Source organism: Abyssisolibacter sp. ZYX002 (assembly GCF_056892235.1).
Map to the genome: position 1 here is coordinate 764,052 of NZ_JARMXH010000002.1, position 24,412 is coordinate 788,463.

Consider the following 24,412-nt stretch of genomic DNA (forward strand, 5'->3'; position numbering starts at 1 on the left):
CTCCCCATATTATCTAATATGATTATTTATCTTCCACTTAACAGTTATTTTACTTATTAAAGAATCAGCTATTATCAAGAATCCTGGTAAAACAAATAATACATTAAACATACTAATGATTCCTCCTCTTCCAATTAGTAAGCAAATCTCAGAAGCAGTTCTTATAGTAGCTATAAAATATATACTAAATGTTGCTGTTACTAGGATACTACCACTGACTAGTATTGACTTTGCTGTATTTCTGAAAGTTTCCTTAGCCGCTTCTATAGGTGTCATGCTTTCACGATTTTCTTTATATCTATTTATATACAATATTGCATAATCAACTGTTGCACCTAACTGTATAGCCCCTATGATGATAAAGCTTATAAAGCTCATCTTAGATTGTAGAAAATAAGCCATACCTACATTAATCCATATAGAAGCTTCTATTACAAACACTGCAATGAAAGGTATTAAAATTGATTTGAATGTTACCATAAGTATAATTAGTATAAAAACTATTGATATTATATTGATCAAGTAAAAATCATTATCCGTAACATCTTTTAAGTCTTTATAAGTAAATGCTTCTCCAGCAATATAGTATTCTTTATAATAACTACCTACTATATTTCGTATGCTAAAGGTAGCCTCAAAAGCCTCTTTGTCTTCGACACCTGTGCTAAGATTAATATTAATAATGGAATACTTACCGTTTGTGAATTTGTCCTTAATCTCTTTTGGTATCATAAAATCAGCAATCACATTTTTAGTAATAGAATAAAGACTTTCTATATTGTTTATATACCTTGAATTACTTAGCTCCTTGACTAAGTTACTTTCCTTTAAATCATCTCCACTTGGTATTATGATGATATTTTTATTCATGTTTCCATATTCTTCGTTTATCTTGTCTCTAGCTATTAAAGAAGAATCTTCTATCGGCAAAACATTACTATTATCGTAGTAATACTCAATGTTTGACTGAGCTAAATAAAACAATCCAGCTAAGACAAACAATATTATTACAAATGCATACCTTCCTTTACCCGGTATACGTGATACATAATTAAATTTAGGCGCTATCTCCTTGTGTCTGAACTTTTCTATCCACTTTTCAAGTATCACTATAGTAGCAGGTAAAAACGTCAATACTGTTATAAGGCTTAAAAACACACCTCTTGCAAGTACAAACCCTAGATCCTTTCCTATCCCAAAATCCATAAATGTTAGAGCTATGAAACCAGCTATAGTTGTAACACCGCTTGCAACTATAGATTTATATGATAACATTAAGCTATTAATCATGGCTTCTTTCACAGTAGAAACTTTTTTTCTCTCATCATGGAATCTATGGAGTAAAAATATCATATAGTCCATAGACACTGCGAATTGAAGTATGCTAGCTGCTGAATATGTTACTTGGGACACTTCTCCCTTAAATATATTGAGTCCCATATTTATGAGTATAGAAACTATGATAGTTGTTATAAATATAAATGGTTCTATCCACGAAGATGTAGAGATTAACAGTATTATTAGTACCAACGCTACAGCAACTAATGAATATATTATAACTTCTCTATTTGACCTATCTATCATATTTTTTGACATAACAGATGTCCCGCTTATATACGAATCACTATCTATTATTGTTTCTATTTCCTCTATCCCTTTATGGGTAGCCTCACTCTCATCAATATCTTCAAATAACACCTGTAATAAAGCATTTTTATTTTTATAAAACTGTTTTATATATTCTTTATCTATAAATTCTAAAGGCATATTTATATCTGTAAAATCATCAAGCCATATTACGTCCTTTACTCCTTGTATTTTTTTTATGTTGTTTTTAATTTCTTCTACTTCGTATATCTCTTTATGTTCAAGTAAGATAAGCGCTACTCCCTTTATTCCAAATTCTTCGCCTAGTTTTATAACTGCTTTTTTTGAATTCATAGAATCAGGTAAATATGATGCATTGTTAAGATTTATGCTCACCTGTGTTGACAATATCCCGCCTATAATCATAAGCACTAAATACAGTGCTATTATAGCCTTAGTATGATTTACTATAAATTTGCTTACTCTATACATAAAACACCTCTTTCATTTATGATATACTCAGGTAACTCTATTTAAAATTATACTTTGACTGATTTACGAATTATAGTAATATATTCAGATATAATTTGTATATTTTTCAGATATTTAATAAACAAGCTATAAAACTCGTTGTGTGGATATGTTTTTTTGAGTATACTTATAATATAAAGTCAATAGATGGTGGTGGTATATTGTACTCTGTTGTTATTATTGATGATGAACCTTTAATTGCAAGAGGAATAGAGAAAAGCTGTAATTGGAATCAATATGGTGCATACGTTGATTTAGTGTCTTCGGATGCACAGGTAGCATTAGAATATATCATGCAAAACAATCCTGATATAGTATTTACAGATATTAATATGGGAGATATATCTGGTATTGATTTAATGAAAACAGCACGATTAAATGGAAATACAAGTCAATTTGTTGTAATCAGTGGTTACGATGACTTTGAGTACATTCAAAATGCAATGAAATATAGTGCATTTTATTACTTATTAAAACCTATAGACAGATCCGAGCTTGACAACATAATGTCTAATCTAGTAATGACTATCAAATCAAAAAATAAGCTTGACTTCCCATTTGAAGTAATCGAAAATTTACTGACTAACACAAAGATATCAACTCATGTAAAGCTTTTTAATATCAACAATCAAGAAATTAAATACACTGGTTTTCAGACACTAATAGTAAAAACAGATATTATACATTATTCCCTTATAGAGATGCTTGATAATTGTAACTATATAGTGTTAACTATAGGCAACGGTAAAAGAGTATATTTTGTTAATACCAACAAAGATTTGACCAATCAAATCTTTAAAATAAAAACAGATAGTTTTCTACTAGGTATTAGTAATTTTTATAGTCAAGATATATCGCCTTATAAAACATATACCGAAGCTGATATTGCTATAAACAATATCTTTATATATAAAGATAAGAATATATTCAAGTATAAGCTTCCTCATATAAATATATTTAATATCGTAAAATCATGTATAAACAATTTAAATAGCTTAGAAAATATACTTTCACTAGCTGGTAGCTTTACTAGTTTTATTAGAAATAATAAACTCTCTATATTAGAAGTAACTCTACTATATAACTACCTATCAAACAGTATACAATACTTTAACTTCACTAATTTAATGTCTAGTCAATTTGAGCACAAAACTTACAATGAAATCATAGCTGAGTACAAAGATATTGATAACTTATCGCATTTCTTATACGACTTTGTTGATAACAGTTTTAGGATTAATAAAAAAATAAGCCACAATAGTGATAAAGATATTTTTGATAAGATTTTATCTTATATCCACGCCAATTATTTAGAAACCATTTATTTAAGTGATATAGCGCATAAATTTTATTACAACCAAAATTATATTAGTGAATTGATAAAGAGAAAACTTGGGAAAACCTTTACTGATTATATCCTAGAGCTAAGAATAAAAAAAGCATGTTTCCTCTTAATAAATGAAAGTGACTCAATATCTCAGGTTGCAAATAAGTGTGGGTATAGCGACTATTGCTATTTTACTAAACAATTTAAAAAAATCACTGGTAAAACCCCTCGAATTTATAGGAAGGAGTCCCTATGAAAAAATTTATAGATTTCAAGATTCGTAATCAAATCAAATTTATGATTATAATGATTGTCTTTATACTAGTCACTTCTTCATCGATTGTGCTATCTATGATTGGCAATATTCTTATAGAAAGAACAAAATCTTATTATAAAGCAAATACCTACATAATAGAAGGAAATATCAATACTGTCCTAAATAGTATAATGGTCAATAATAACAACTACTCGTATATTCTTGAAATCAATAAAGTAATAGACGAAGGACTATTAAATAAACGTGAAACTAGAGATTATTTTATTAACGGTTATGCAAAATTTAATTCTTTATTTAATGATACAATGGAAGGAATAGTTTTATATCCTTTGAACGGTGAAAAAATTATTGTTGGTAATAATGATGTAGCTAGTACTGTGTTTTATGACATATACACCAAATATAATATAAGTAATAATCAATACAAATCTAGTTTTTTTACAGATAGTATATATGATCACAAGACAAATAAATATTATTTTGGATGCTTAAGTCCTGTGTATAATAGTAAAACACATAATATAGAGGGATATTTTATCTCAATAATAAATTATAAATTTGTAGATAATATTTTTAAGCTAAATGACATTAACGAGCTTGATGCAACTATACTTCTAATAAATGATAAAAATATAATGACCAGTAACAAATCAATGGATAACACTGTATATAACCCTGTTTTCAATGAAATTAATGATGAATATATATCAATTCAAGATGTAAGATACCTCTACCTTGAACAACCTATAGCAAACACAAACTGGAAAGCTTTAATACTCATTCCTAAGAATAAAATTTTAAGTAAAGCTAGTCCTATCAAGCCTATATTTATATTAATTGGCATCATAAGTTTTTTGATTCTTGCTGTTATCACTAAATTAATTATAGGAGCTATAACGAAACCAGTAGAAATTATTGCTAAAAAACTAGATAAATACGAAACTTCGGAGCAATACAAGGACATTGACTCTAATGTCAAAAACGAAATAAACGATATTGCTATACACATAAACAAAATGATGAAAAAGGTCAAAACCTCCAACAAGGCTTTACTAGATGCCCAAAGGGAACTTTATCAACTAGAACTTGCTAATGTTCAATCAAAACTTTCATACTATCAAAGCCAGATTAATCCACATTTTTTATACAATACTCTAGAAACTATAAGAAGCTTATCTCTAATATACAATGCATATGATATAGAACAGCTTTCATTATCTATGTCAAAGATTTTTAGATACGCTGTCAAAGAAGATACTATTGTTAACTTAGACGAAGAATTATCATGTGCTTACGAATACATAAAGGTTATGAGATTGAGATTTCCTGATAAATTTAAATACGTTGTTATTACAGACAATACAGATAAAATTTATGTGCCTAAAATGACGCTACAACCTATAATCGAAAACTGCTTTAAATATGGAATAAAAAAAACAAAAAAGAAAGTTATGATATTAATACAAACAAAAAAGATAGATAATAATATCTATCTAGAAATTATTGATACAGGTGGTGGCATAAATATAGAAATACTTTCTGAACTAAAAAAACACCTTAAAAACGAAAAGAAAATCCTCTCATCAGATGAATTATCCACTAAACTAGGACTTAAAAATATCAACAAGAGAATAAAGCTTTGTTTTGGTAATGAATACGGTATATCTGTCAAAAGCAGTGAAGGATACTATACAAAAGTCATCATTAAGCTACCTAAACAATCCTCAACCATAATATAAGCTATATTACTAATCTCTAGTTCTAGAAATTTAGTCATTTTAAACATGATTTAATATACTGTATTGGTACATCCATTCTAACAGCTGTTTCCTCTATAGACAGACCACTATCTAGAAACCTTTTGACAACTTTATGCATATTTTCGCCAACTTCAATTATATGCTTATCAGGGTCATAAAATCGAACAACTCTCTGTCCCCATGAGTGCTCCACTATAGGATGTACATAGTTAATATCATTTAAATTATTCAGCTTCCGAATAAATCTATCAAATTCATCTTCTTCAAAATAAAGTTCTACTACATTTCCTCCAAAAACAATATCCTTTTCGTTTTTGTTGATAAAAGTAGCCCATGTATCTCTTGTTTGCAGAGCAATACCTCCAGTTAAAGTTACGTTAGCACCAAAATCATTAATAACCTCTAATCCAAGTACATCATAATAAAATTTTTTAGACTTACCTATATTTGTGACAACTATCATTGTACTTTTATATTTCATTTTACTCTCCTTTTACTCATCCTCTGTCATAAGTACCCATTTTTTACCAAATTTATCTATGAGAGATACAAAACAACTACTATATGTAGTTTCTATCATAGGTTGTATAATATTTGACTCTTCTTTTAGTACTTCGTATGCTTTTTTTACTTCATTTGGTGTATCTAATACCATAACTAAAGATATACCTTCACCATTTTTAAGCTCACCTAAGTTATCAGAGAACATAAATCTTTGCTCTCCAACAAGCATCTCTGCATGATATATATACTCTTTTTCTATTTCAGATAAATTTTTGATGCAAAAATCACTTTCATCAGCATCTCTAAAATGCATACACACAGTGATTTCTCCATCAAATGCTCTAGCATATAACTTTAAAGCTTCTTCACATTCGCCTTGAAAATACATGTTAGGTACAACTTTCATAGTTTCGCCTCCTTCCTAACTATCTTTTTTAATATTACACCATATCTTGCAATGTTCTATCCTCTTACCATTATCACCTTCTTCTTCATCGTAGGCGAACTCATTTAACAAAGCACAGGGAAATTGTTCACACATACCACAATTTTCTAATCCTTTATCCTCACAACAAGATTTAACTCTACATTTTTCTCCCCAAAAAGGTTTATTAATGGCTATACATCCCTTACAGTTCACTTTCTTAACATATTCACACTCTGAACATTTAGTTCCACATCTTGATTCTATCATTAATTATCACTCCTTTAACTAAATTTTAAACAATAGAACAAGACAACAGTATGTCATGTTAGTTATATTTATTTAAGATATCTTTAGCTTTATTGATTATTTCATATCGTATCTCTGCTGGTTCTATGACCTCTACACTATCGCCAAACCCTAATAACCAACTAATCATCGTTTCTCTATTTGTAAATCCCCATTTAAATAGTAATCTGTCATCTCTCTCTATTGTAAAACAATTTATACCGTAATCTTCTATAAGGCGATATTTAGTTTTCTGATCAAATTTGGCTACTAAATTAATTTCATTTGTAAAGAACCTATTAAAATCAACATCTTTATTATCGAACTCTTTTTCTTCATAATATTCTTTTTGTTTTTCAAGCTCCCATAAACGATTTAATTTGAATAATCTAAAACCTTTTTTCTCAGTACAATAACCAAATACATACCATGATGACCATCTAAAAACAACCAAATAAGGCTCTATAGTTCTCCTTACTTGTCCTTTGCTATAAAAATAGTTAAATCTTATTAGGTTTCTATCAGTTATAGCGCTCTTGATTAAACCTATTTTCGGAGCTAAGGAATCTTTGTAGTGTGATGATAAATCAATCAGTATATTTTCAGTAAGTGAATATATTTTATTGTTTGGCTGAAATTTTTCTATTAGTCTTCCATATTTTGAGTTATACGAAACACTATATAGTCCTTTGAGTGCAGTTAGAACATCTTCTATTTCTTGTTTCGTAAAAACAGATTTGTCTATTTTATATCCCTTTGCTATAGAGATTCCACCATCAAATCCTTGGGTAGTCACTATAGGTATTCCCGCCTTGCATATGTCTTCTATATCTCTATTTATTGTCCGCCTAGATACTTCAAACTTCTCTGCTAAGTAAGGAGCAGTAACTTTTTTATTTTGCAGTAAAGTAGTCAGTATACCTAATAGTCTATAAACTTTAATAATATTTCCTCCTCTATCAATAAACCCTTATTATAATATAGATTATATCATACGATTTAGTTATAGCTCATAAGTTCTATTACACTTAGTAATGCTAATGGTTCGATATAAAATTATTAATAAAAAATAAAGCCAATAAGAAATATCCTATCAGCTTTCTAAAAATCTATATAATTAAAATTACTCTCTCATGTAATTAGTTACTATTGATACTTATTCATTCATACATTTTTTCAGACATTTGTAGAGTTAACTATCATATATAAACATTGTTAGCCAATTGATGATATCTCTCTTTCTAAAATGTTATTAAAATCTGTATTTTCATACTTTCTTACTATTTCAGTACTCTCATGTCCATATTTTTTAGTAAAGTCTTGTAGTGCTCTTTCCATGATAGCTTCAGTTTTACTTCTACTTCCTAACTCATCATATATTACTTCTTTCATTGTTTTATATGTATGTCCAACATGATATTCAAAAGGCATTATTACCGTCTTCCTTAGCTTAAACTTCTTATAAACCATTTTTAAAATATTTTTTAGTGTCAAATTCCCCCCTTCAAAAATAAGATCACAATATTCAGCACCATTTGGTGTAGTACCAAGCACATCTACATTAAGATTTTTATTGAACCCTTTAACCACAGCCTTATCTACCTCTAAGCAAAAAAACCGACCATATGGCATCAGCCCATTCTCTTTCCAAACGTTGTAATATGGGCACTTGAATACATTTACCCTAGCATTTGGAGCTCTCTGTACTAACTTCTTTTTAAAATCTCCTTTTGCTGGCTTATATTCTACGTATGCAAAATAGGTATTCATCGTAAGTTCATCCCCATTCAACTTAGCTCTTTGAGCCATCCTTCTACCTCTTTGCATAGCGTAAATTTTTACAGCTTTTCTCATAATACGCTCACCTTCTTTAAAACCTACTTCATCTACTACCGCTCTAGATATCCATGCAAATAATAAAGCTTGGTGAGTTGCTGTAAAGTTACTCATAATATATCCCCCCTCTTTCACAAAAATATATGTAGGTCTGTTAAATAATGTATCTATGTTAATTTTATCATTTTTGATAACGATTATCAATTTCTGTCTGAATTTTATATATCTCTTAGATGTTTATCTTTTTATCTTACTGGTTTGCTATGTAAAAATGAACTTGTCATATTAACTATTTCATCTATAGTTCTTAATATTATAGACATTAGTATATTTAATCTTGACAAAACTAATAATAATCAATATACTAAAAAAAAGTCTATTATCAAAGGCAATGAAGAGAAGAGTAATTATATTTAAATTTATAGAGAGTTCCTGATTGCTGAAAAGGAATAATTTGAGTATAATGAAACAAGCCTCGGAGCTTTATACGGATCCTTATTGGTGATGCTATAACGTTTGTTCACGTTACAGAACAAAGATGTTTTACTCTTGATAGAGGTTAATACTCTTAGTATTAATGAACTAGGGTGGTACCGCGAATATACAATCGCCCCTACATATGTAGGAGCGATTTTTTTATTTATTAACATTCTTGTAATGTCTTAATAACTACATAGAATTTAATAAGAAGGAGAATGATAACATGAAAGAAATAAAAAGACCTGTGTTTCCCAAAAAAGCAGTTATTACAGCAGGTATGCCATATGGTAATAAAGAACTTCACTTTGGTCACGTAGGCGGTGTATTTATACCTGCCGATATATTTGCAAGATTTTTGAGAGATAGAATAGGTAAAGACAATGTCGTATTTGTATCAGGTACTGATTGCTACGGTTCACCAATAGCTACAAATTATCGTGAACTTGTTGAAAAAAAAGACTATGAAGGCACCATAGAGGATTACGTACGTAATAACCACGATAAACAAAAGGAAGCTTTAGACAATTATGATATTAACCTAAATTTATATGCCACTTCAGCTCTTGGACGTTCTGGCGAAATTCATAAGAGAGTCTCTGAAGATATATTTAATAAACTGTATGACAATGGTTATTTGGTAAAAATGTCAACACCTCAATTCTATGACCCAGATTTTGATGTGCTGTTAAACGGAAGACAAGTAATTGGAAAATGTCCTATAAATGGTTGCGGGTCAGATAAAGCTTATGCAGATGAGTGTTCATTAGGTCACATGTATTCTCCAAGTGAATTGATTGATCCTAAGAGTACATTATCTGGTAAAACACCAAAGCTTAAAGAAGTAACCAATTGGTATTATAAATTAGAAGATTACATGGATGCTCTTAAAGACCAAATAGAATACCTTGATAAAAATACTTATTCAAGAAAATATCTATTAAAGACAATAGAGGAGTTCTTAAAACCACCTATGATTTATGTCAAAAGAAAGGATATAGAAGATTTAGATGAACTAGTAAATAAACTACCTAAACACAACCTTATTGATGAACCTAAAAAACCATCTTTAACATTTGAGTTTGATAGTCTTGATGAAAGAGATAAAGCTAAAGATATAATGAAACAAAAAGGGTTACATTTTAGAACAGGTAAAACCTTAGTTCCTTTTAGACTTACAGGAAATATTGATTGGGGTATAGATGTACCTGTTAAAGAATCTTTAGACAACTTGACATTTTGGGTATGGCCAGAGTCACTATGGGCTCCATTATCGTTCACAAAAACTTATCTAGAATCAATCGGTAAAGGCAACGACGAGTGGAAAAAATATTGGTTATCTGAAGATTCCAAAGTATATCAATTCATAGGAGAAGATAATATCTATTTCTATGGAATAGCTGAAATGGGAATGTTCTTAAGCCTTATAGATATAAAAAGTGATGATGATATAGATTGGAATAAAATCAATTTGCCATATCTTATTCCAAATAATCACGTATTATTTATGGACAAAAAAGCTAGTAGCAGTAGTGATATAAAACCACCTATGGCTAATGAACTACTAAATTATTATACAGCAGAACAACTTCGTATGCATTTTTTAAGTCTAGGTCTTGCTAAAAAAAGTGTTAGCTTTATGCCTCAAGTTTATCTTCCAGATGATCAAAAAGTAGGCCCTGACCCAGTGCTTAAAGATGGTAACTTATTGACTAACGTATTTAACAGACTGATTAGGTCATGTTTTTATACTTCGCAAAAACATTGTGACAGCATAATACCAAAAAAAGAAATATCTAAAGAAATCATCGATTTGTGTAACGAAAATATACTTCAATATGAAAATTATATGTATAGACACGAGTTCCATAGAGTAGTGTATTTGTTAGATAGCTTTATACGTAACCTCAACAAATATTGGTCAAAATACATGAAGCAAGCTGATACAGAAGATAATCAAGAACTGCGATTACAAACATTAGCTGATTGTTTCCACGGTGTTAGAGTTGCACTTACTTTAGTCCACCCTATCGCCCCATCTGGTTGTGAAGTAGTTAGAGAGTTCTTAAATGTTAACGAGAATATATGGAATTGGGATTATATTTTTGATGCAGTAGAGTCATTTATTGATGGTAAAGAAAATCATAAACTCAAATTCTTAGAGCCTAAAACTGATTTCTTTAAAAAACATGAAAGTCAGTTTAGAAAGAAATAAATCAAGACAAAATACGATTTACAAAACCCTCTAATCTTTGATTTGCATTAGAGGGTTTCTATATTTGTATTATCTCCTGTTTTTTTTAAATCATAATGTAGTATTTATTATATATCTAACAAATTACATGCATTGTTGTATAGTATATTTTCTCTTGCTTTTTTATTATTTTCTGTAGCTAACAACACTCTTGAAAGAGTAAAAGCTTGAGGCAATGCTGGCCAATCAGATCCAAATAGCAGTCGCTCATCTCCAACATTTTTTATCAAATATTTAATACTATCCGCTGACTGACAAGATACTTCTGCATATGAAGCTGGAAACTTTTTAAGATAATCTGCTACTAGTTTGTATTCTCCTATTCCACTATGTCCAAAGATAAATTTGAAATCTCGTGGTAGCTTCCCAAGCAACTCACCGAATATACTTGCTCGTGTAGATTTAAGTAATTTCCACATCAGTTTTGATGTATTCTCTTGCTTTATATGTGTTAATGAGCCTGTATGAAAGATAACAGGTAGCTTAGCTTCATGGCAAGCTTCAAATAGTTTAATAACTGGAGTATAATCATTTTTCAATTCCAGATCAGTTATTTTGAGTTTGAATCCTTTCGCTCCTAATTCTTTATATTTAAAAATTTTCTCCTTGATATTTGTATCATATGGATGTACTGAACAAAATGCTATGAACCTATCAGGATAATCTTTAGCTACTTTTAAAGCTTCCATTGAACGATCATTTTTCTTAGAACTTATAGGAAGAACTACATTTATCTTAATTTTATTATCGCTTTGTGATTTAAAACAATTTTCATAAGTTCCACCTCTAATCATATCTTTAAATATCTTATACCCATTAAGTGAAAACTTAATTACAGAAAGCAGTCCTTTTCTCTTTTCGTCTGGGTTTATCTTTCTCCAATACGGAACAGATAAATCCAAATCTTTTAATTCAGGTAGAGTTAGAAAACTTGGCTTATTTCCTTTAATGCTTGGATCTGATAGTTTACCTGGTAATACATTTGACATATGCGTGTGGAAATCAATAATATTAAGTTCATCTGGACAATCTATAACATAATCACCATCACTATTTAGCGATAGATACTTTTTATCTTTAATCCATTCTTGCTTTGTCAACATATTAAGCCTTCCTTTCATTGAGTATACTTTTCTTTTCCTCCATGCTAATCCATCTTCTTACTTCAAGTATATACAACACCGTTGTACCCCAATATATAGGGTTATTGATGCCAGTTACTAGATGCATTCCTTTACCCATCATATAAAACTCAACTAGATGAATTATACTATATACACTAAAGATTATAGTTAAAAATCTAGCTCTATAGTCTCTTGCAATACACGCAAATATTCCTACTACAATACCAACTATAAATCCTAAACTTAAAACACTCGCATCATTAACTAGTCTCCAAATCACTATAGAAGCTCCCATATATAATGAAGCTCCAAACAGATATAGCGAGACTTTCTTTTTAAAAGTAATATCAATGTTTAAATATTTATAAAAATAGCTCCAAGTAAATATTAGGCATATTATTGACAATGATTTTATCAAGCTATGTATGATTAATATAGAGCTATCTGAAACATCCTCTGCTTTTATCTCAACAACAGCAGGGTTTTTTATAAAGTAATAAATACCCACACAAAAGCTAATAACAATCAATAAGTAAGTTAACCCATAAAAAAATTTAAACTTTGAAAAATTACTATTAGATTTGTCTTTTAAAAACCCTCTAAATGCAATCATGCTACCACAAAAAAATAATACAGCCTCTATACACATATCAACTAATCCTTTTCTTTCGGTGGATAACAAAACAAAATACAAAGCTACCGCTATAGTTACAGCAATTAAAATGTATTTTAGTATAAAGTTCTTACTCGCTTTCAAGTGAAGCACCCCTCTCTTGTTTTTTTATTGTATTTTTACTAATAAAATCTCTCATCATCTTTACTACTTTTTTAGGATTACCTATGCATAGTTCTCCATGAACATAACCTTCAATACACATAATCTGCATGTTTTTAACCATTTTCTTCATTTCGCTATATGGTCTTTTCATATAACTTTTTTCCTTTGAAGTATATACAATAAGACACTTTGTGCTTACTCCACGCATTGACTCTTTTAGTTTATAATTACAAACAAGATTTTGTACATTTTTAGTTGTGTATTTAGACATATGCTTTAAAACTCTTTTTGTATCAGAGTGCAAATGCTTCGGCATTTTCATATGTTCTAACCATTTGTCTAACACTTTTTCACATATTTTATTACCTCTAACGCTATTGTAAATCACTTTCGTAGTTAACTTTGTAAGGAGCCATCCCATAATATTATTTATATTAAGAGCACCTGATTCAACAAATGCAAACTTAGCAAAATTATTGCTCTGGCACATTATTTCAAGTACTATATCCCCACCAAGTGAAGCTCCATATATAACATCAATCTCATGTATTTCTTTGTCTTCAAAGTATTTTATAATTTTCAATGCCTCTAATTCTATAGATTTTAACTCAGAATCATCATTCATGTTATGCCCATCTAGCAAAGGTACATATACATGGTAATCACTAGATAATTGCTCTATTTGAACATATAGTGTTTTCCATGATACGTAACCTCCATGTATAAGTAATGCTCTTTTTTGATTTCTTTTTCCAAACTCTTTAAACTCCATTGTATTCCTCCTTGTAGTAGTTACGCCTTAGAGAACTTACAATTTGTTTGAATTTATCTACTAATACATCTTCATCTATTGAATCTATTTCTGTATCAACCAATTGTCCTTGAGCAAAGTAAAGTAGTATTTCAACACAATTTTTAATCTCTTGCTCATCTTTAAATTTACTTTTATCTATTAGCTTATACAGCTTTTCATATGGTTGCTTCATTTTTGATTTTAACCTCTTTAAATCGTCTGTTAAACTATCTTCCTTTTCATAGTAGATCCTTTTAAATAGCTTATAATACAATTGTAGTTTTTTGATATATGTTTGCTTTAGTTTAATAATATCTATTACTTTGTCAAATAAATCATAGGTCTCATCTTCGTTAATGTTAGCAAACAAATAATTATTCCAGTCATGTATAACATGCTCTAGTATAAATAAATAATATTCTTTCTTGTTTTTAAAGTAATAAAACAATAAGGATTTAGAAATACCTGCTTCATTTGCGACCTTTGACATAGAAGCTTTTTTGTATGTGTTATTTGCAAAGACTTTACATCCTGCATAGAATAAATTTGTCTGTTTTTCCTTGGGTAATTTAAAAAAGCTATTGTTCAACTTTGATACCCCCTTTTTGTTTATTATTTTGATATTATTCTATTTTCACTGACCGATTTTGTAAAGGTCATTAGAAATAATAATTGACCGAATAATAATAATTTAAAAGTTTTTACTGAACATAATATATCTAAACATAAAAAATGACCTTCAATTAAAAAAATAGGTCACTTTTTTATATTTATTCATTTTACGTTAACTACATAGTTTTGGATATGTTTTCGTTATATCTTCCAGCTTGTTGCTTTCTCTCTTATATTTATGAAATTTGCATAGATACCTTGTTTTTTTATTAGCTCTTTGTGTGTTCCTCTTTGAACAATCTTCCCATCATCTACTACTAATATTTGATCTGCATTCCTTATTGTTTTTAGTCTGTGTGCTATCATGATGATAGTCTTGTTTGTAGTCAATGCATTTATAGCCTGTTGCAATTGAAACTCATTTTCAGGGTCAACATTTGCTGTTGCTTCGTCTAGTATTACAATAGGAGCATCTTTTATTAGTGCTCTAGCTATTGATATACGCTGTTTTTCTCCCCCTGATATACTAGCCCCACCTTCTCCAATAATAGTGTCATATCCATCTTTAAAACTCGTTATAAAATCATGACAACATGCTTTTTTTGCAGCTTCTATTACTTCTTTACGTGTTGCATTTGGTTTACCAAACTTTATATTATTTTCTATAGTATCGTTAAATAAATAGACGTTTTGGAAAACCATACTGACATTAGAAAGCAAACTATCAAGCTTATAATCTTTTATATTTACTCCCCCTAAAGTAATTGCTCCTTCATCAACATCCCAAAACCTCGAAATCAATTTACATAACGTACTTTTCCCACCACCCGAAGGCCCTACAATAGCTGTTGTAGTCTTCTGGGGTATTGTGAAACTCACATCTCTTATAACTCTTTTATCATTGTATGAAAAGCTAATATTGTTAGCTTCTATATCATAGTTTCTAGCTTTGATATCCTCTCCGTCTATATCCATAGTTGGAGTGTCAAATACCTCATTTATCTTATCTACTGACATGTCAACTATTCTTAATAATGACGAAAAACTACCTGTAGCCTCTAGTTTTCCATAAATAATAAAAGAACATATTATCATCAATAAGCAATTAATCAAATCCATAGTATCATTAACATAAAAGTAAATAGACGCCCCTATAACTGCAACTGAAGTGAGCTTTAATACCACCTGTTGTAATCCATTGAAAGGAACAAATTTTTTCTCTAAGTCAAAATTTACTTCTTCATTATCGGCGATAGCTTTGTTAACTGTCTTGTTAGCATCTTTATCTAAGTTATAAGATTTGATAACTCCAATACCTTGTATATACTCTAATACTGCTCCAACTAATCTAGAGTCTTCATATGATTTTCTAGGTGCTACTTTCTCAGTTTGTCTTCTCAGCATAATATTAGATATCAAAAATAGAAAAATTCCTGCTATCACTATAATCCCGATTCTTATATCAAATATACAAATTGATAATGCTATAATCCCAGTCGTAATGAAACCTTGTAGAACCAACTGTATCGAACGTGTTGCTACATCCTGTAGTTGCTCAGCTGTATTTGTCGTTACAGACGAAATATATCCTAAACTTTTTCTGTTAAAATACCCCATAGTAACATGCTTTAGATGCTCCGCAATCTCTATTCGTTTATTTGCACAAACAGTATACCCTCCTATTGTTTGCTTTACGGTCATTAAATTCCTTGTTACTACACTTCCTATAATGCTAATAATCATTATAGCAAATGACATATATACTGTTTGATACGTTACACTATCTGTAATAAGCGCTTTTAATACAACAGCAATTGCAGGAATCCTTAGAGCATCAAAAATAGAATGTATTACAGATATAATCAATGTTGTATTGAATAGTTTCCTTTGCTCTCCTGAAAACTTGAAAAATTTTCTAAATATAGTTATCATCTTTATGCTCCTTCCTTTACTTGTGAATTATCAGCTAAAGTATCTTTTGCACTAATATGTGCGTTCCACATACTTGAATATAGTTTGCAGTTTTCTATCAAGTGTTTATGTTTACCCTCTGCTTCTACCTTACCGCCTTTGATTACAACAATCTTATCGACATCTACTATTGTAGATAGTCTATGAGCTATGACTAAGAGTGTTTTGCCTCTTACTAGCTTTGCTATTGATTCCTGCATTATTGCTTCATTTTCCGGGTCTGTATAAGCTGTCGCTTCATCTAGAATAATAATAGGTGCATTTTTTAGAATTGCTCTTGCTATAGATATCCTCTGTCGTTCTCCTCCTGAAATCTGACCACCTGCATCTCCTACTTTTGTTTCATATCCATTTTCTAATTTCATGATAAAGTCATGACATCCACTTTTCTTAGCACATTCTTCAACTTCTGTGTCTGTTGCATTTATATTTCCCATACGTATATTGTTACGTACTGTGTCATTAAATAAATAATTGTCCTGAGACACATAAGCTATCACCTCATTTAGTTGACTCAGTGGAATCTGTTTTATAGGTGTTCCTCCTATAAAAATATCTCCATTAGTAGTATCCCAAAATGATGCAATAAGTTTTGCTATTGTAGATTTTCCTCCTCCTGATGGTCCAACAATCGCTGTAACATCACCCTGGTTAATTCCCAAATTTATATTTTTGATTACATCTTCGGCTTTATCATCTTTGGTATGATAAGAAAAACTAACATTTTTAATCTCTATATTATAGTCTTTTATTCTTTGTCTTTTATTTGGTCTAATTAAATCCTCTTGCTCGGTTATTTCAGTAATATCATTGATAATAGTTCCTATCCTAGCTAATTCATCTGTATACGACATCGCTGTAATTAGTGGCATGATAATACCCAATGACAGTATAGTTGCTACTATGAAACTTTCCATAGTTAATAACCCATTGATATATAAAATACAACCTATAGGTAATACACTCACTAAAACAGCAGGGAATACTGACATAGCTATTGAAAAATATAAGTTGCTTCTCTTCATCCAGTTTATTGCTGCATACGCAGCTTCTTTTGTTGCTGTAGTGAATTTTTTGTAAGAACCTGCTGATTGATTAAAAGCTTTAATTACTTCTATACCGTTTATATATTCTATAGCAACAGCATTAAGTATTTTATTTTTCTCTACATAATTTTTATAATTCTTCTCGTATGATTTCATCAATATACAAAATGGAATAATGCCTGCTGGCACTGTCAATAAAGAAGCAATTGCTATTCTATAATCAATCGTGAACAAATAAATAATTGTAAGTAAAGGTCCTAATAAATTAGCTGTCATTTCTGGCACAACATGTGCTAATGTCGGTTCTATACTATCTATTTTTTCAACCATAATATTTTTAACTTTCCCTGATGGAGTGTCTATTATATATCCCATAGGTAATTTAGTTAACTTATTTGCTATCCTAACTCTAATCTCTCCTATTACTGCAAATGTTGCTTTATGAGAAAGTGCAGACGACGACATATGACATAATACTCTAACTAACCACATTCCTGCCATAATCAAACATAGCTCTATATATACATTCATATCTTTATTTTTATTAATAAGCTCTAATACTCCTTTAGATATGATGTAATAAGGAGCAATACTAAAAATCACGCCTATTATAGCCAATATAACTGATACTATATAATATCTTCTATGTTTTTTTGTAAACTCTATTAGATGTTGAATTACACTCTTTTCTTTTTTTTTCATTTTCACCTACCCCTTCGATTTATTGCAAATCATGATAATATTGTCTCTTTTATCATTGACTGTACATTTCCAACACTTATGTCCGTATCTTGCTTTATTTCTCCTGAATCCAGTATAATAGCTCTATCACAACAAAGTGTCACAAGCTCAAAATCATGTGTTACAACTATTATTGTCTTACCTTTTTGACTCTGTGCTTTAAAATAGTCTGCTGTAATTCTCATGTTTTTGCCATCAAGTCCACTTGTTGGTTCATCAAATATTATAATGTCTTTGTTACATTTCTCACTTAATGCTAAAGTTAATCTTTGTTTTTGTCCCCCTGATAATGCTGTAGGATGATTATCTTTGAATTTCCAAAGCCCAAATTTACGTAGTATTTTTTCATTGTCGCTTTTCATGTATCCCAAATTGAGTTCATCCAAAACGCTTTCTGCGAAAAGCTGACAATCAGTTTCCTGCATTACATAATGAATTAATTTTTTTCTTTTATTTCTTTTGACTCTTTCGTCGTTTATGAATATCTCTCCATTACTCTCTTTTAAAAGCCCTGCTATGATATTGCAAAGTGTTGTTTTACCTTTTCCATTAAGTCCTAGCAAAGCAATGATTTCACCCCTTTTTGCTATAAAATTAACATCTTGTAGAATCTTCTTACCTTTATATGAAAAATTTAAACCTTTGACCCTCAAAATCTCTTCTCTTTTTTGCTTGTTTGTAATATCTTCTGTCAAATTCACTAATTTATTTGTTCTTATGCCTAGTGAAACACACTCTTCACTAGATAAAGAATTGAATTCTTGTTTTGAATATATTTTCTTTATTTTACCTTCCTTCATATATACAAAACTATCTAACAAATTTTTAATATAATACAACCTATGCTCAATAACAATAATCGTCTTGCCTTCAGCCTTTAGAGATTTCATGATATTTGCTAATTCGTACGTTGATTTAGCATCTAGATTAGCAGAAGGTTCATCAAAAACAAATATAGATGGATTTGCTACCAAAGCAGATGCTATAGCAATCTTTTGTTTTTCTCCATTTGAAAGTGTGAACATGTTTCTATCGAATAGTTCCGCTATGCCAAATTTATTCAATATATTTTTTGTTTTTTTCTTTATTTCATCAGGGTTAAAGCCATAGTTTTCAGCTCCAAATGCTATCTCATCTTTTACAGCATGTGCGAAAAATTGACTATTTGGGTCTTGAAAAACTGAGGCAACTTTGCTCCCAGTTTTCCATAGTTCATCATCATTAATATTCTTATTATTTATCAATACGCATCCTTTTCTATTCCCTTTATAAAAATGAGGTATTAATCCATTTATAACTCTACCTAAAGTAGTTTTACCACTTCCACTCATACCACTTACTACTATGAATTCACCTTTGTTGATTTTTAAATTTATATTTTCTAATTCTTCTTTTCCTTCTTCATAAGAAAAAGAATAGTCTTGAAATTCTATCATAAAATTACTCCTCTATCTGCCAATATCACACTGACTGTATAAATTATAGCTAAGATACATAATACATAATCACATCTTTTTACCTCTAACATTCTTATGGATGTATGTCTATTAGGGTTTGATATCCCTCTTACCTCAGCCGCTGCTGCAAGCTGATCAGATATTTTTGAACTCCTAATCATCAACGGAACAATTAGATACTCTAAGGATAATAACGGCTTTTTAATTGACAATATCCCTCTTAATTTTAATGCATTTCTTATCTTAGCTAGTTCAAATTTAACCGTTGGATAAAACCTGAGCATAAATGTTATTGTCATAAATAATCCTCTAGGTAGATGTATCTTTTCAAATGATGCTATTATCTCTGATGGATTAGCCATAAACAATGGTTTTGAAGCCATTGCGAGTGGTATAAGTTTCAATATGAAAGCCATCATGACAATTATCACGTTCAATCCATTTGGCCAATTACTAGATTGACTCAACACTATGTTTATTATTCCCATTAATATTATTGATTTTAAAGCTGTATTCCCAAGTCTTTGAATCAACAAATACAATCCTAATAACACTATAGTACCTATAAATAATAGATTGTTGTTAATAGTACTAGTAATTATTGATGCAAGTATTAATACAATGAACTTTACTCTGATGTCAAATTGCATCATCATTGAAGTATACCACTTCTTCTAAAATGCTTATTTATCAATTTTTTAGAAATCAGACAACCTAATAAAGAGCATATAACTACACTAACAACTGTTATAGCTATCCACTTAGGTGATGTCAAATAAACATAAACACTGTTAAGTGTATCTTTATCTAGCATTTTTTCAAATACAGGTCTAAAGAAGTTCATTATTACTACTAAATGTAAGGCATAGAAAACAGACGATATTGTCCAACCTATACAATTTCGTTTTATACTTTTATATGCACCATCACCTATCATAACAAGTTCAGATATCAATCCGCTTATCAAAAACCATATAATTAATAATGGTGCCCCAAACAATGCAAATAAAAGTCCTCTAATTATATTAAATATAAGTAAAACTCCATGTTTCTTTACTTTAACAGCCATGAGCATATATACTGGTGCACATATTAATGCTATAGGTGCGCAGAAAAAAACAAATGAATACAACACAAATGGTGAAGTAATCATACCAATCGCAATCTGAATTATTTGTACAATAACACTATAAATACCTATAGTTGCAAAATCTTTTATTGTTAGTCTATTAGTCCTATCCATATAATCCCTCTTTCATAATATAATCTCGTCTTTTAATTACGTAATTAATATAAAAAAATAAAGCCTATATACTAGTTAGCTTTATTTTAAATCTATATACAGTTTACTTGATAATGATTATCATTTCTACTCCGAGTAGAATAAAATGCTCCAAAAAGAAATTATCTTTAAAGCCTGTTCATACTTCTATATGTTGATGGATTTGCTCCATACATTTTCTTAAAAGCGCTTGCAAATTTGCTTGAGTTGGCATATCCAACTTGACTTGCAATTTCAACTATTTTTTTATCACTCTCTAATAAAAGCTCTCTGGCTTTTTGGAGTCTAAGTTTTTTTAGTGTAAAATACATAGAATCTCCATATATCATTTTAAAGCTTGATTTTAAGTCCGTGATATTAACCCCTACTGCATCAGCTATTTCAGCAATTGTTGTATGCTTACTCAAGTCTTCAGTAAGCATGTCGTAAGCTCTATTGATTTTGTCTATTAAATGTATAGGAAGATAATTTTTTGCACTAATTTCATAGTCTTTTTCGCTTATTAGATACAATAGCATTTCCATGACTTTTATTCTTAAAAGCTGTAATTTGTATTTTTGGGGTAATACGTAAAATTCCTTGAAAATATGGTCTAAGCTCTTTTTTGCACTTGCGACTATACATGTCTGTGCCCTAACTACTTTATATACAAAATCATTTAATTCTTCTTTACTCAAACCAGTAAACTGATGAATAGAATCAAACGCTTTATCTATAGAAATAATCACATTAATACCTTTATAAGGTTTTTTAGTAAAATCACAATACTCAATATCACTATTGTATCCAAAAAGTGATACATCTCCATCGCTTATAAATGCAATCTTCTTACTATTAAACCGTGCCTCTACTTTACCACTAAAGCAGTAATTAATCTCTATAGTATCACAATTAAATTTATAGTTTTCTTTTATTAATCGTTTTAGCTTTATATCACTGTATGTTACCTCTATTCCATCAAAAATCTTGTAGCTGCTCATACTTCCACTGCCCATTTCTTCTGATATCTTGTATATTTTATTATAGTCATTTGTCTTAGCCTTTGATGCAATTAATTTATATATATTTTTGTTGGTTTCTAGTATACTCATAACTACCTCCACAAATCAGAGCAATATATTTACTAGTCATTTATTTTTAATATTGCTTTAAGTTTATCTACATATTCTTTCCCTTTACATATTGCATTTGCTCTACTAGTATAGATTACATCCTCTCCTATATCAAAGTAATAACCACGCTCTCCATAGATAAGTTCTATAGATGTAGTATCATTACTATCAAAACTTTTTTGTGTAAGTGTAAATGGAGCATCTTTTAATAATTTGATAACTTTAAGTGCTTTATCTTTTCCCATGTTTATACCATCTACTGTTACATCATCAATATCTGTAATTTTCATATCCCAAAGAGGATGGTAATTTCCTGTCACATACTCCATCTTCACTGGGATCTGTACTGTATCTTTCATATCTTTTAATAAGAATTTATCCGTAGTAAATCGAAAACTAAATACTTTTGTAAATTCTATTAATTGATACTTACAGTATCCTGCTTTGCTTAGCTCCATATCTAAATTTACATCAAAATCCTCATTGTAGTATCCATGACCATTCATCCCACCAATGTGATCTATCTCATGTTTTTGCTCATATTCTTGACCAAATTTATCTATGATAGCATCAACTGTATCTTTAAATAACTCATATTGAATAGTACGATTTTGCTTTTTATAAAATATAAATTTGTCTTTACTATCGTCTATACTTTTATCTCTGAATTTAAAAGTAATAATCTCGTTCTCTATCAAGTTATCTTCTATTTCACTGTTTTTATATATATTATAGTATATACTGGCTTGTATCACTTCATTTTTCTCATGCTCATATTTTATAATATCGCTCTCTACCTTATCTACTCTAATAATATATTCATCATTGTTTACCATAAATGAAGTGTTGTTAATATACGGTTCAATAAATTTCTTAATATTTTGGTTATACTTTTTAATCTTATTGTGCTTTATTTCATGTATGGCTAACTTGTAACAGCTAAATACTACTAATACTAATGCTATCGCTATATATATCTTCTTTTTCATATGATGCTCCCCCTTAGAAAACTTCTATATATTAATATTATACTTATTTTAGGTGTTTTTTCATAGGGACTTTTAATTAGGGGGTTATCATTTAGCCCCCTAATTTTACTATTATAGTTGGAATTTTAGCTTTCCTATTATATACTCCGAAGCCTTACCCAAAACCACAAAAACACTACCCACTTATATTCATTTCACATATAGCACCTGCCCAATATCATATCCTTCCTCTTTAAACTTACTATACAAAAACTCAATCTTAGTCATTTCAATCCTCAAAACATTCAATATGACAGGTATTTTCTCAAGTTGTTTCTTCTCTATTTTTTTCAACTTCAATACATTAAAATATTCATCACTCATATGCTCAACTAAAAGAGCTTTTCCTTCTATCTGCATCCCTGCAAGCTTGCTGAGACTTGTATAGCTATCATAAATACTGACTGTTACATTACCATTTTGCAATATGTTTGCAAATTTTTCTCCACCTTCTGTTATTATATATAGATTTTTATTGTCATAATTGTATTCTACAGGTGTGCTTCTTACTCTACTTTTATAGCCTGTACTCAACGTACATGTATTATGGGTTCTTATAAATTTATAAACTCTTTTTACTATAATCTCTATAGGAGCTTTTACAACACAACTATCTTTTATTTCTTTTGCTTTTAATGCAAACTTAATAACTTCTTCCAAATCATATTTGATAGAATTTGCTTTAGGACGATTAATTTTCTCATAGAATCTCATCATACTTTCATAATCATCTTTAGTAAGCTTTTCTAATATCACTTCTCCTCCTAAAACTCCTGAATATACTACATTATCTCCAAGTAAGTATTTTAATTCATTTAAATAATGCATCCCGTATTCCCCCGCATTACAAGTACAAAACAAACATATATTTTTATTTTTTAACCACTTTAAATTTTTTCGTACAAACTCTACTATTTTCTCATCTAACTCTTCTCTATACACTGGTGAGCCTATAACAAAAAACTCATAATCTTTATATCTTTCCTTGAAATTATTGACTTTACAATATACCGAAGGTCCCAGGATAAGTGCAATATTTTTAGCTATTTTCTGTGTTGTCCCATATTTAGATTCATATAAGATTAATGTCTTATGCATTATATACACCTCTTTTACTAATTTGTTCTTACAAAACTATTATATTAGTGAAATTTCCAAATATACTAAATAGTCGAGTTAGTATATTATGTCTTCTTTTTTCGA

Annotated in this window: 21 protein-coding genes and 1 other annotated feature; of the genes, 3 read left to right on the plus strand and 18 right to left on the minus strand. The window is 29.6% G+C overall.

Going from position 1 to position 24,412, the window contains the following annotated elements; translation table 11 throughout:
* Nucleotides 1–9: 9 nt before the first annotated feature.
* The gene (locus tag P3X86_RS09675; RefSeq protein WP_483292469.1) at nt 10–2,079 is read right to left on the minus strand and encodes an efflux RND transporter permease subunit; all 2,070 of its coding nucleotides are present in this window, start codon (nt 2,077–2,079) and stop codon (nt 10–12) included.
* 200 nt (nt 2,080–2,279) lie between these two features.
* On the opposite strand from P3X86_RS09675, the gene P3X86_RS09680 reads away from it, so the two are divergent.
* Together P3X86_RS09680 and P3X86_RS09685 are read left to right on the plus strand one after the other, a co-directional pair.
* Nucleotides 2,280–3,701: a response regulator transcription factor gene (locus tag P3X86_RS09680; RefSeq protein ID WP_483292470.1), complete on the plus strand. Its 1,422-nt coding sequence runs from the start codon at nt 2,280–2,282 to the stop codon at nt 3,699–3,701.
* Entirely contained in the window at nt 3,698–5,461 is a 1,764-nt protein-coding gene (locus P3X86_RS09685; protein ID WP_483292471.1) for a sensor histidine kinase, read from the plus strand. Before P3X86_RS09680 ends, P3X86_RS09685 begins: the two co-directional genes overlap by 4 nt.
* Nucleotides 5,462–5,495: 34 nt before the next feature.
* Here P3X86_RS09685 and P3X86_RS09690 read toward each other — a convergent pair whose 3' ends face one another.
* The 5 genes from P3X86_RS09690 to P3X86_RS09710 form a co-directional block, all read right to left on the minus strand.
* Nucleotides 5,496–5,963: a VOC family protein gene (locus P3X86_RS09690; RefSeq protein ID WP_483292472.1), complete on the minus strand. Its 468-nt coding sequence runs from the start codon at nt 5,961–5,963 to the stop codon at nt 5,496–5,498.
* 12 nt (nt 5,964–5,975) lie between these two features.
* The gene (locus tag P3X86_RS09695; protein WP_483292473.1) at nt 5,976–6,392 is read right to left on the minus strand and encodes a VOC family protein; all 417 of its coding nucleotides are present in this window, start codon (nt 6,390–6,392) and stop codon (nt 5,976–5,978) included.
* A 15-nt stretch (nt 6,393–6,407) separates the two neighbouring features.
* The gene (locus P3X86_RS09700; protein WP_483292474.1) at nt 6,408–6,680 is read right to left on the minus strand and encodes a DUF3795 domain-containing protein; all 273 of its coding nucleotides are present in this window, start codon (nt 6,678–6,680) and stop codon (nt 6,408–6,410) included.
* A gap of 58 nt (nt 6,681–6,738) precedes the next feature.
* Nucleotides 6,739–7,662: a helix-turn-helix transcriptional regulator gene (locus P3X86_RS09705; RefSeq protein ID WP_483292547.1), complete on the minus strand. Its 924-nt coding sequence runs from the start codon at nt 7,660–7,662 to the stop codon at nt 6,739–6,741.
* 251 nt (nt 7,663–7,913) lie between these two features.
* Nucleotides 7,914–8,648: an L-2-amino-thiazoline-4-carboxylic acid hydrolase gene (locus P3X86_RS09710; RefSeq protein ID WP_483292475.1), complete on the minus strand. Its 735-nt coding sequence runs from the start codon at nt 8,646–8,648 to the stop codon at nt 7,914–7,916.
* Nucleotides 8,649–8,916: 268 nt separating this feature from the next.
* Nucleotides 8,917–9,152: a binding site (T-box leader), on the plus strand.
* Between the two features lie 85 nt (nt 9,153–9,237).
* On the opposite strand from P3X86_RS09710, the gene P3X86_RS09715 reads away from it, so the two are divergent.
* Nucleotides 9,238–11,226, plus strand: coding sequence for a class I tRNA ligase family protein (locus P3X86_RS09715; protein WP_483292476.1), 1,989 nt, complete (start codon nt 9,238–9,240; stop codon nt 11,224–11,226).
* Between the two features lie 107 nt (nt 11,227–11,333).
* Here the strand turns inward: P3X86_RS09715 and P3X86_RS09720 are convergent, their stop codons facing one another.
* The 12 genes from P3X86_RS09720 to P3X86_RS09775 form a co-directional block, all read right to left on the minus strand.
* Entirely contained in the window at nt 11,334–12,368 is a 1,035-nt protein-coding gene (locus P3X86_RS09720; RefSeq protein WP_483292477.1) for an amidohydrolase family protein, read from the minus strand.
* A gap of 1 nt (nt 12,369) precedes the next feature.
* Nucleotides 12,370–13,146, minus strand: coding sequence for a hypothetical protein (locus tag P3X86_RS09725; protein WP_483292478.1), 777 nt, complete (start codon nt 13,144–13,146; stop codon nt 12,370–12,372).
* Complete coding sequence (locus P3X86_RS09730; RefSeq protein ID WP_483292479.1) at nt 13,133–13,939, minus strand: alpha/beta fold hydrolase; 807 nt, start codon at nt 13,937–13,939, stop codon at nt 13,133–13,135. Before P3X86_RS09730 ends, P3X86_RS09725 begins: the two co-directional genes overlap by 14 nt.
* On the minus strand, nt 13,929–14,549 hold the full coding sequence (locus tag P3X86_RS09735; RefSeq protein ID WP_483292480.1) for a TetR/AcrR family transcriptional regulator: 621 nt from the start codon (nt 14,547–14,549) through the stop codon (nt 13,929–13,931). Before P3X86_RS09735 ends, P3X86_RS09730 begins: the two co-directional genes overlap by 11 nt.
* Before the next feature lie 224 nt (nt 14,550–14,773).
* The gene (locus tag P3X86_RS09740; protein WP_483292481.1) at nt 14,774–16,504 is read right to left on the minus strand and encodes an ABC transporter ATP-binding protein; all 1,731 of its coding nucleotides are present in this window, start codon (nt 16,502–16,504) and stop codon (nt 14,774–14,776) included.
* A 2-nt stretch (nt 16,505–16,506) separates the two neighbouring features.
* On the minus strand, nt 16,507–18,291 hold the full coding sequence (locus P3X86_RS09745) for an ABC transporter ATP-binding protein (RefSeq protein WP_483292482.1): 1,785 nt from the start codon (nt 18,289–18,291) through the stop codon (nt 16,507–16,509).
* 29 nt (nt 18,292–18,320) lie between these two features.
* Nucleotides 18,321–19,766: an ABC transporter ATP-binding protein gene (locus P3X86_RS09750; protein WP_483292483.1), complete on the minus strand. Its 1,446-nt coding sequence runs from the start codon at nt 19,764–19,766 to the stop codon at nt 18,321–18,323.
* Complete coding sequence (locus tag P3X86_RS09755; protein WP_483292484.1) at nt 19,763–20,443, minus strand: energy-coupling factor transporter transmembrane component T family protein; 681 nt, start codon at nt 20,441–20,443, stop codon at nt 19,763–19,765. Before P3X86_RS09755 ends, P3X86_RS09750 begins: the two co-directional genes overlap by 4 nt.
* Nucleotides 20,440–21,030, minus strand: a complete 591-nt coding sequence (locus tag P3X86_RS09760) for an MptD family putative ECF transporter S component (protein ID WP_483292485.1) — start codon at nt 21,028–21,030, stop codon at nt 20,440–20,442. The genes P3X86_RS09755 and P3X86_RS09760 overlap by 4 nt, the downstream gene beginning before the upstream one ends.
* A gap of 167 nt (nt 21,031–21,197) precedes the next feature.
* Nucleotides 21,198–22,160, minus strand: a complete 963-nt coding sequence (locus P3X86_RS09765; protein ID WP_483292486.1) for an AraC family transcriptional regulator — start codon at nt 22,158–22,160, stop codon at nt 21,198–21,200.
* A gap of 32 nt (nt 22,161–22,192) precedes the next feature.
* Complete coding sequence (locus P3X86_RS09770) at nt 22,193–23,170, minus strand: hypothetical protein (RefSeq protein WP_483292487.1); 978 nt, start codon at nt 23,168–23,170, stop codon at nt 22,193–22,195.
* 189 nt (nt 23,171–23,359) lie between these two features.
* The gene (locus tag P3X86_RS09775; protein WP_483292488.1) at nt 23,360–24,307 is read right to left on the minus strand and encodes a flavodoxin domain-containing protein; all 948 of its coding nucleotides are present in this window, start codon (nt 24,305–24,307) and stop codon (nt 23,360–23,362) included.
* Nucleotides 24,308–24,412: the final 105 nt, after the last annotated feature.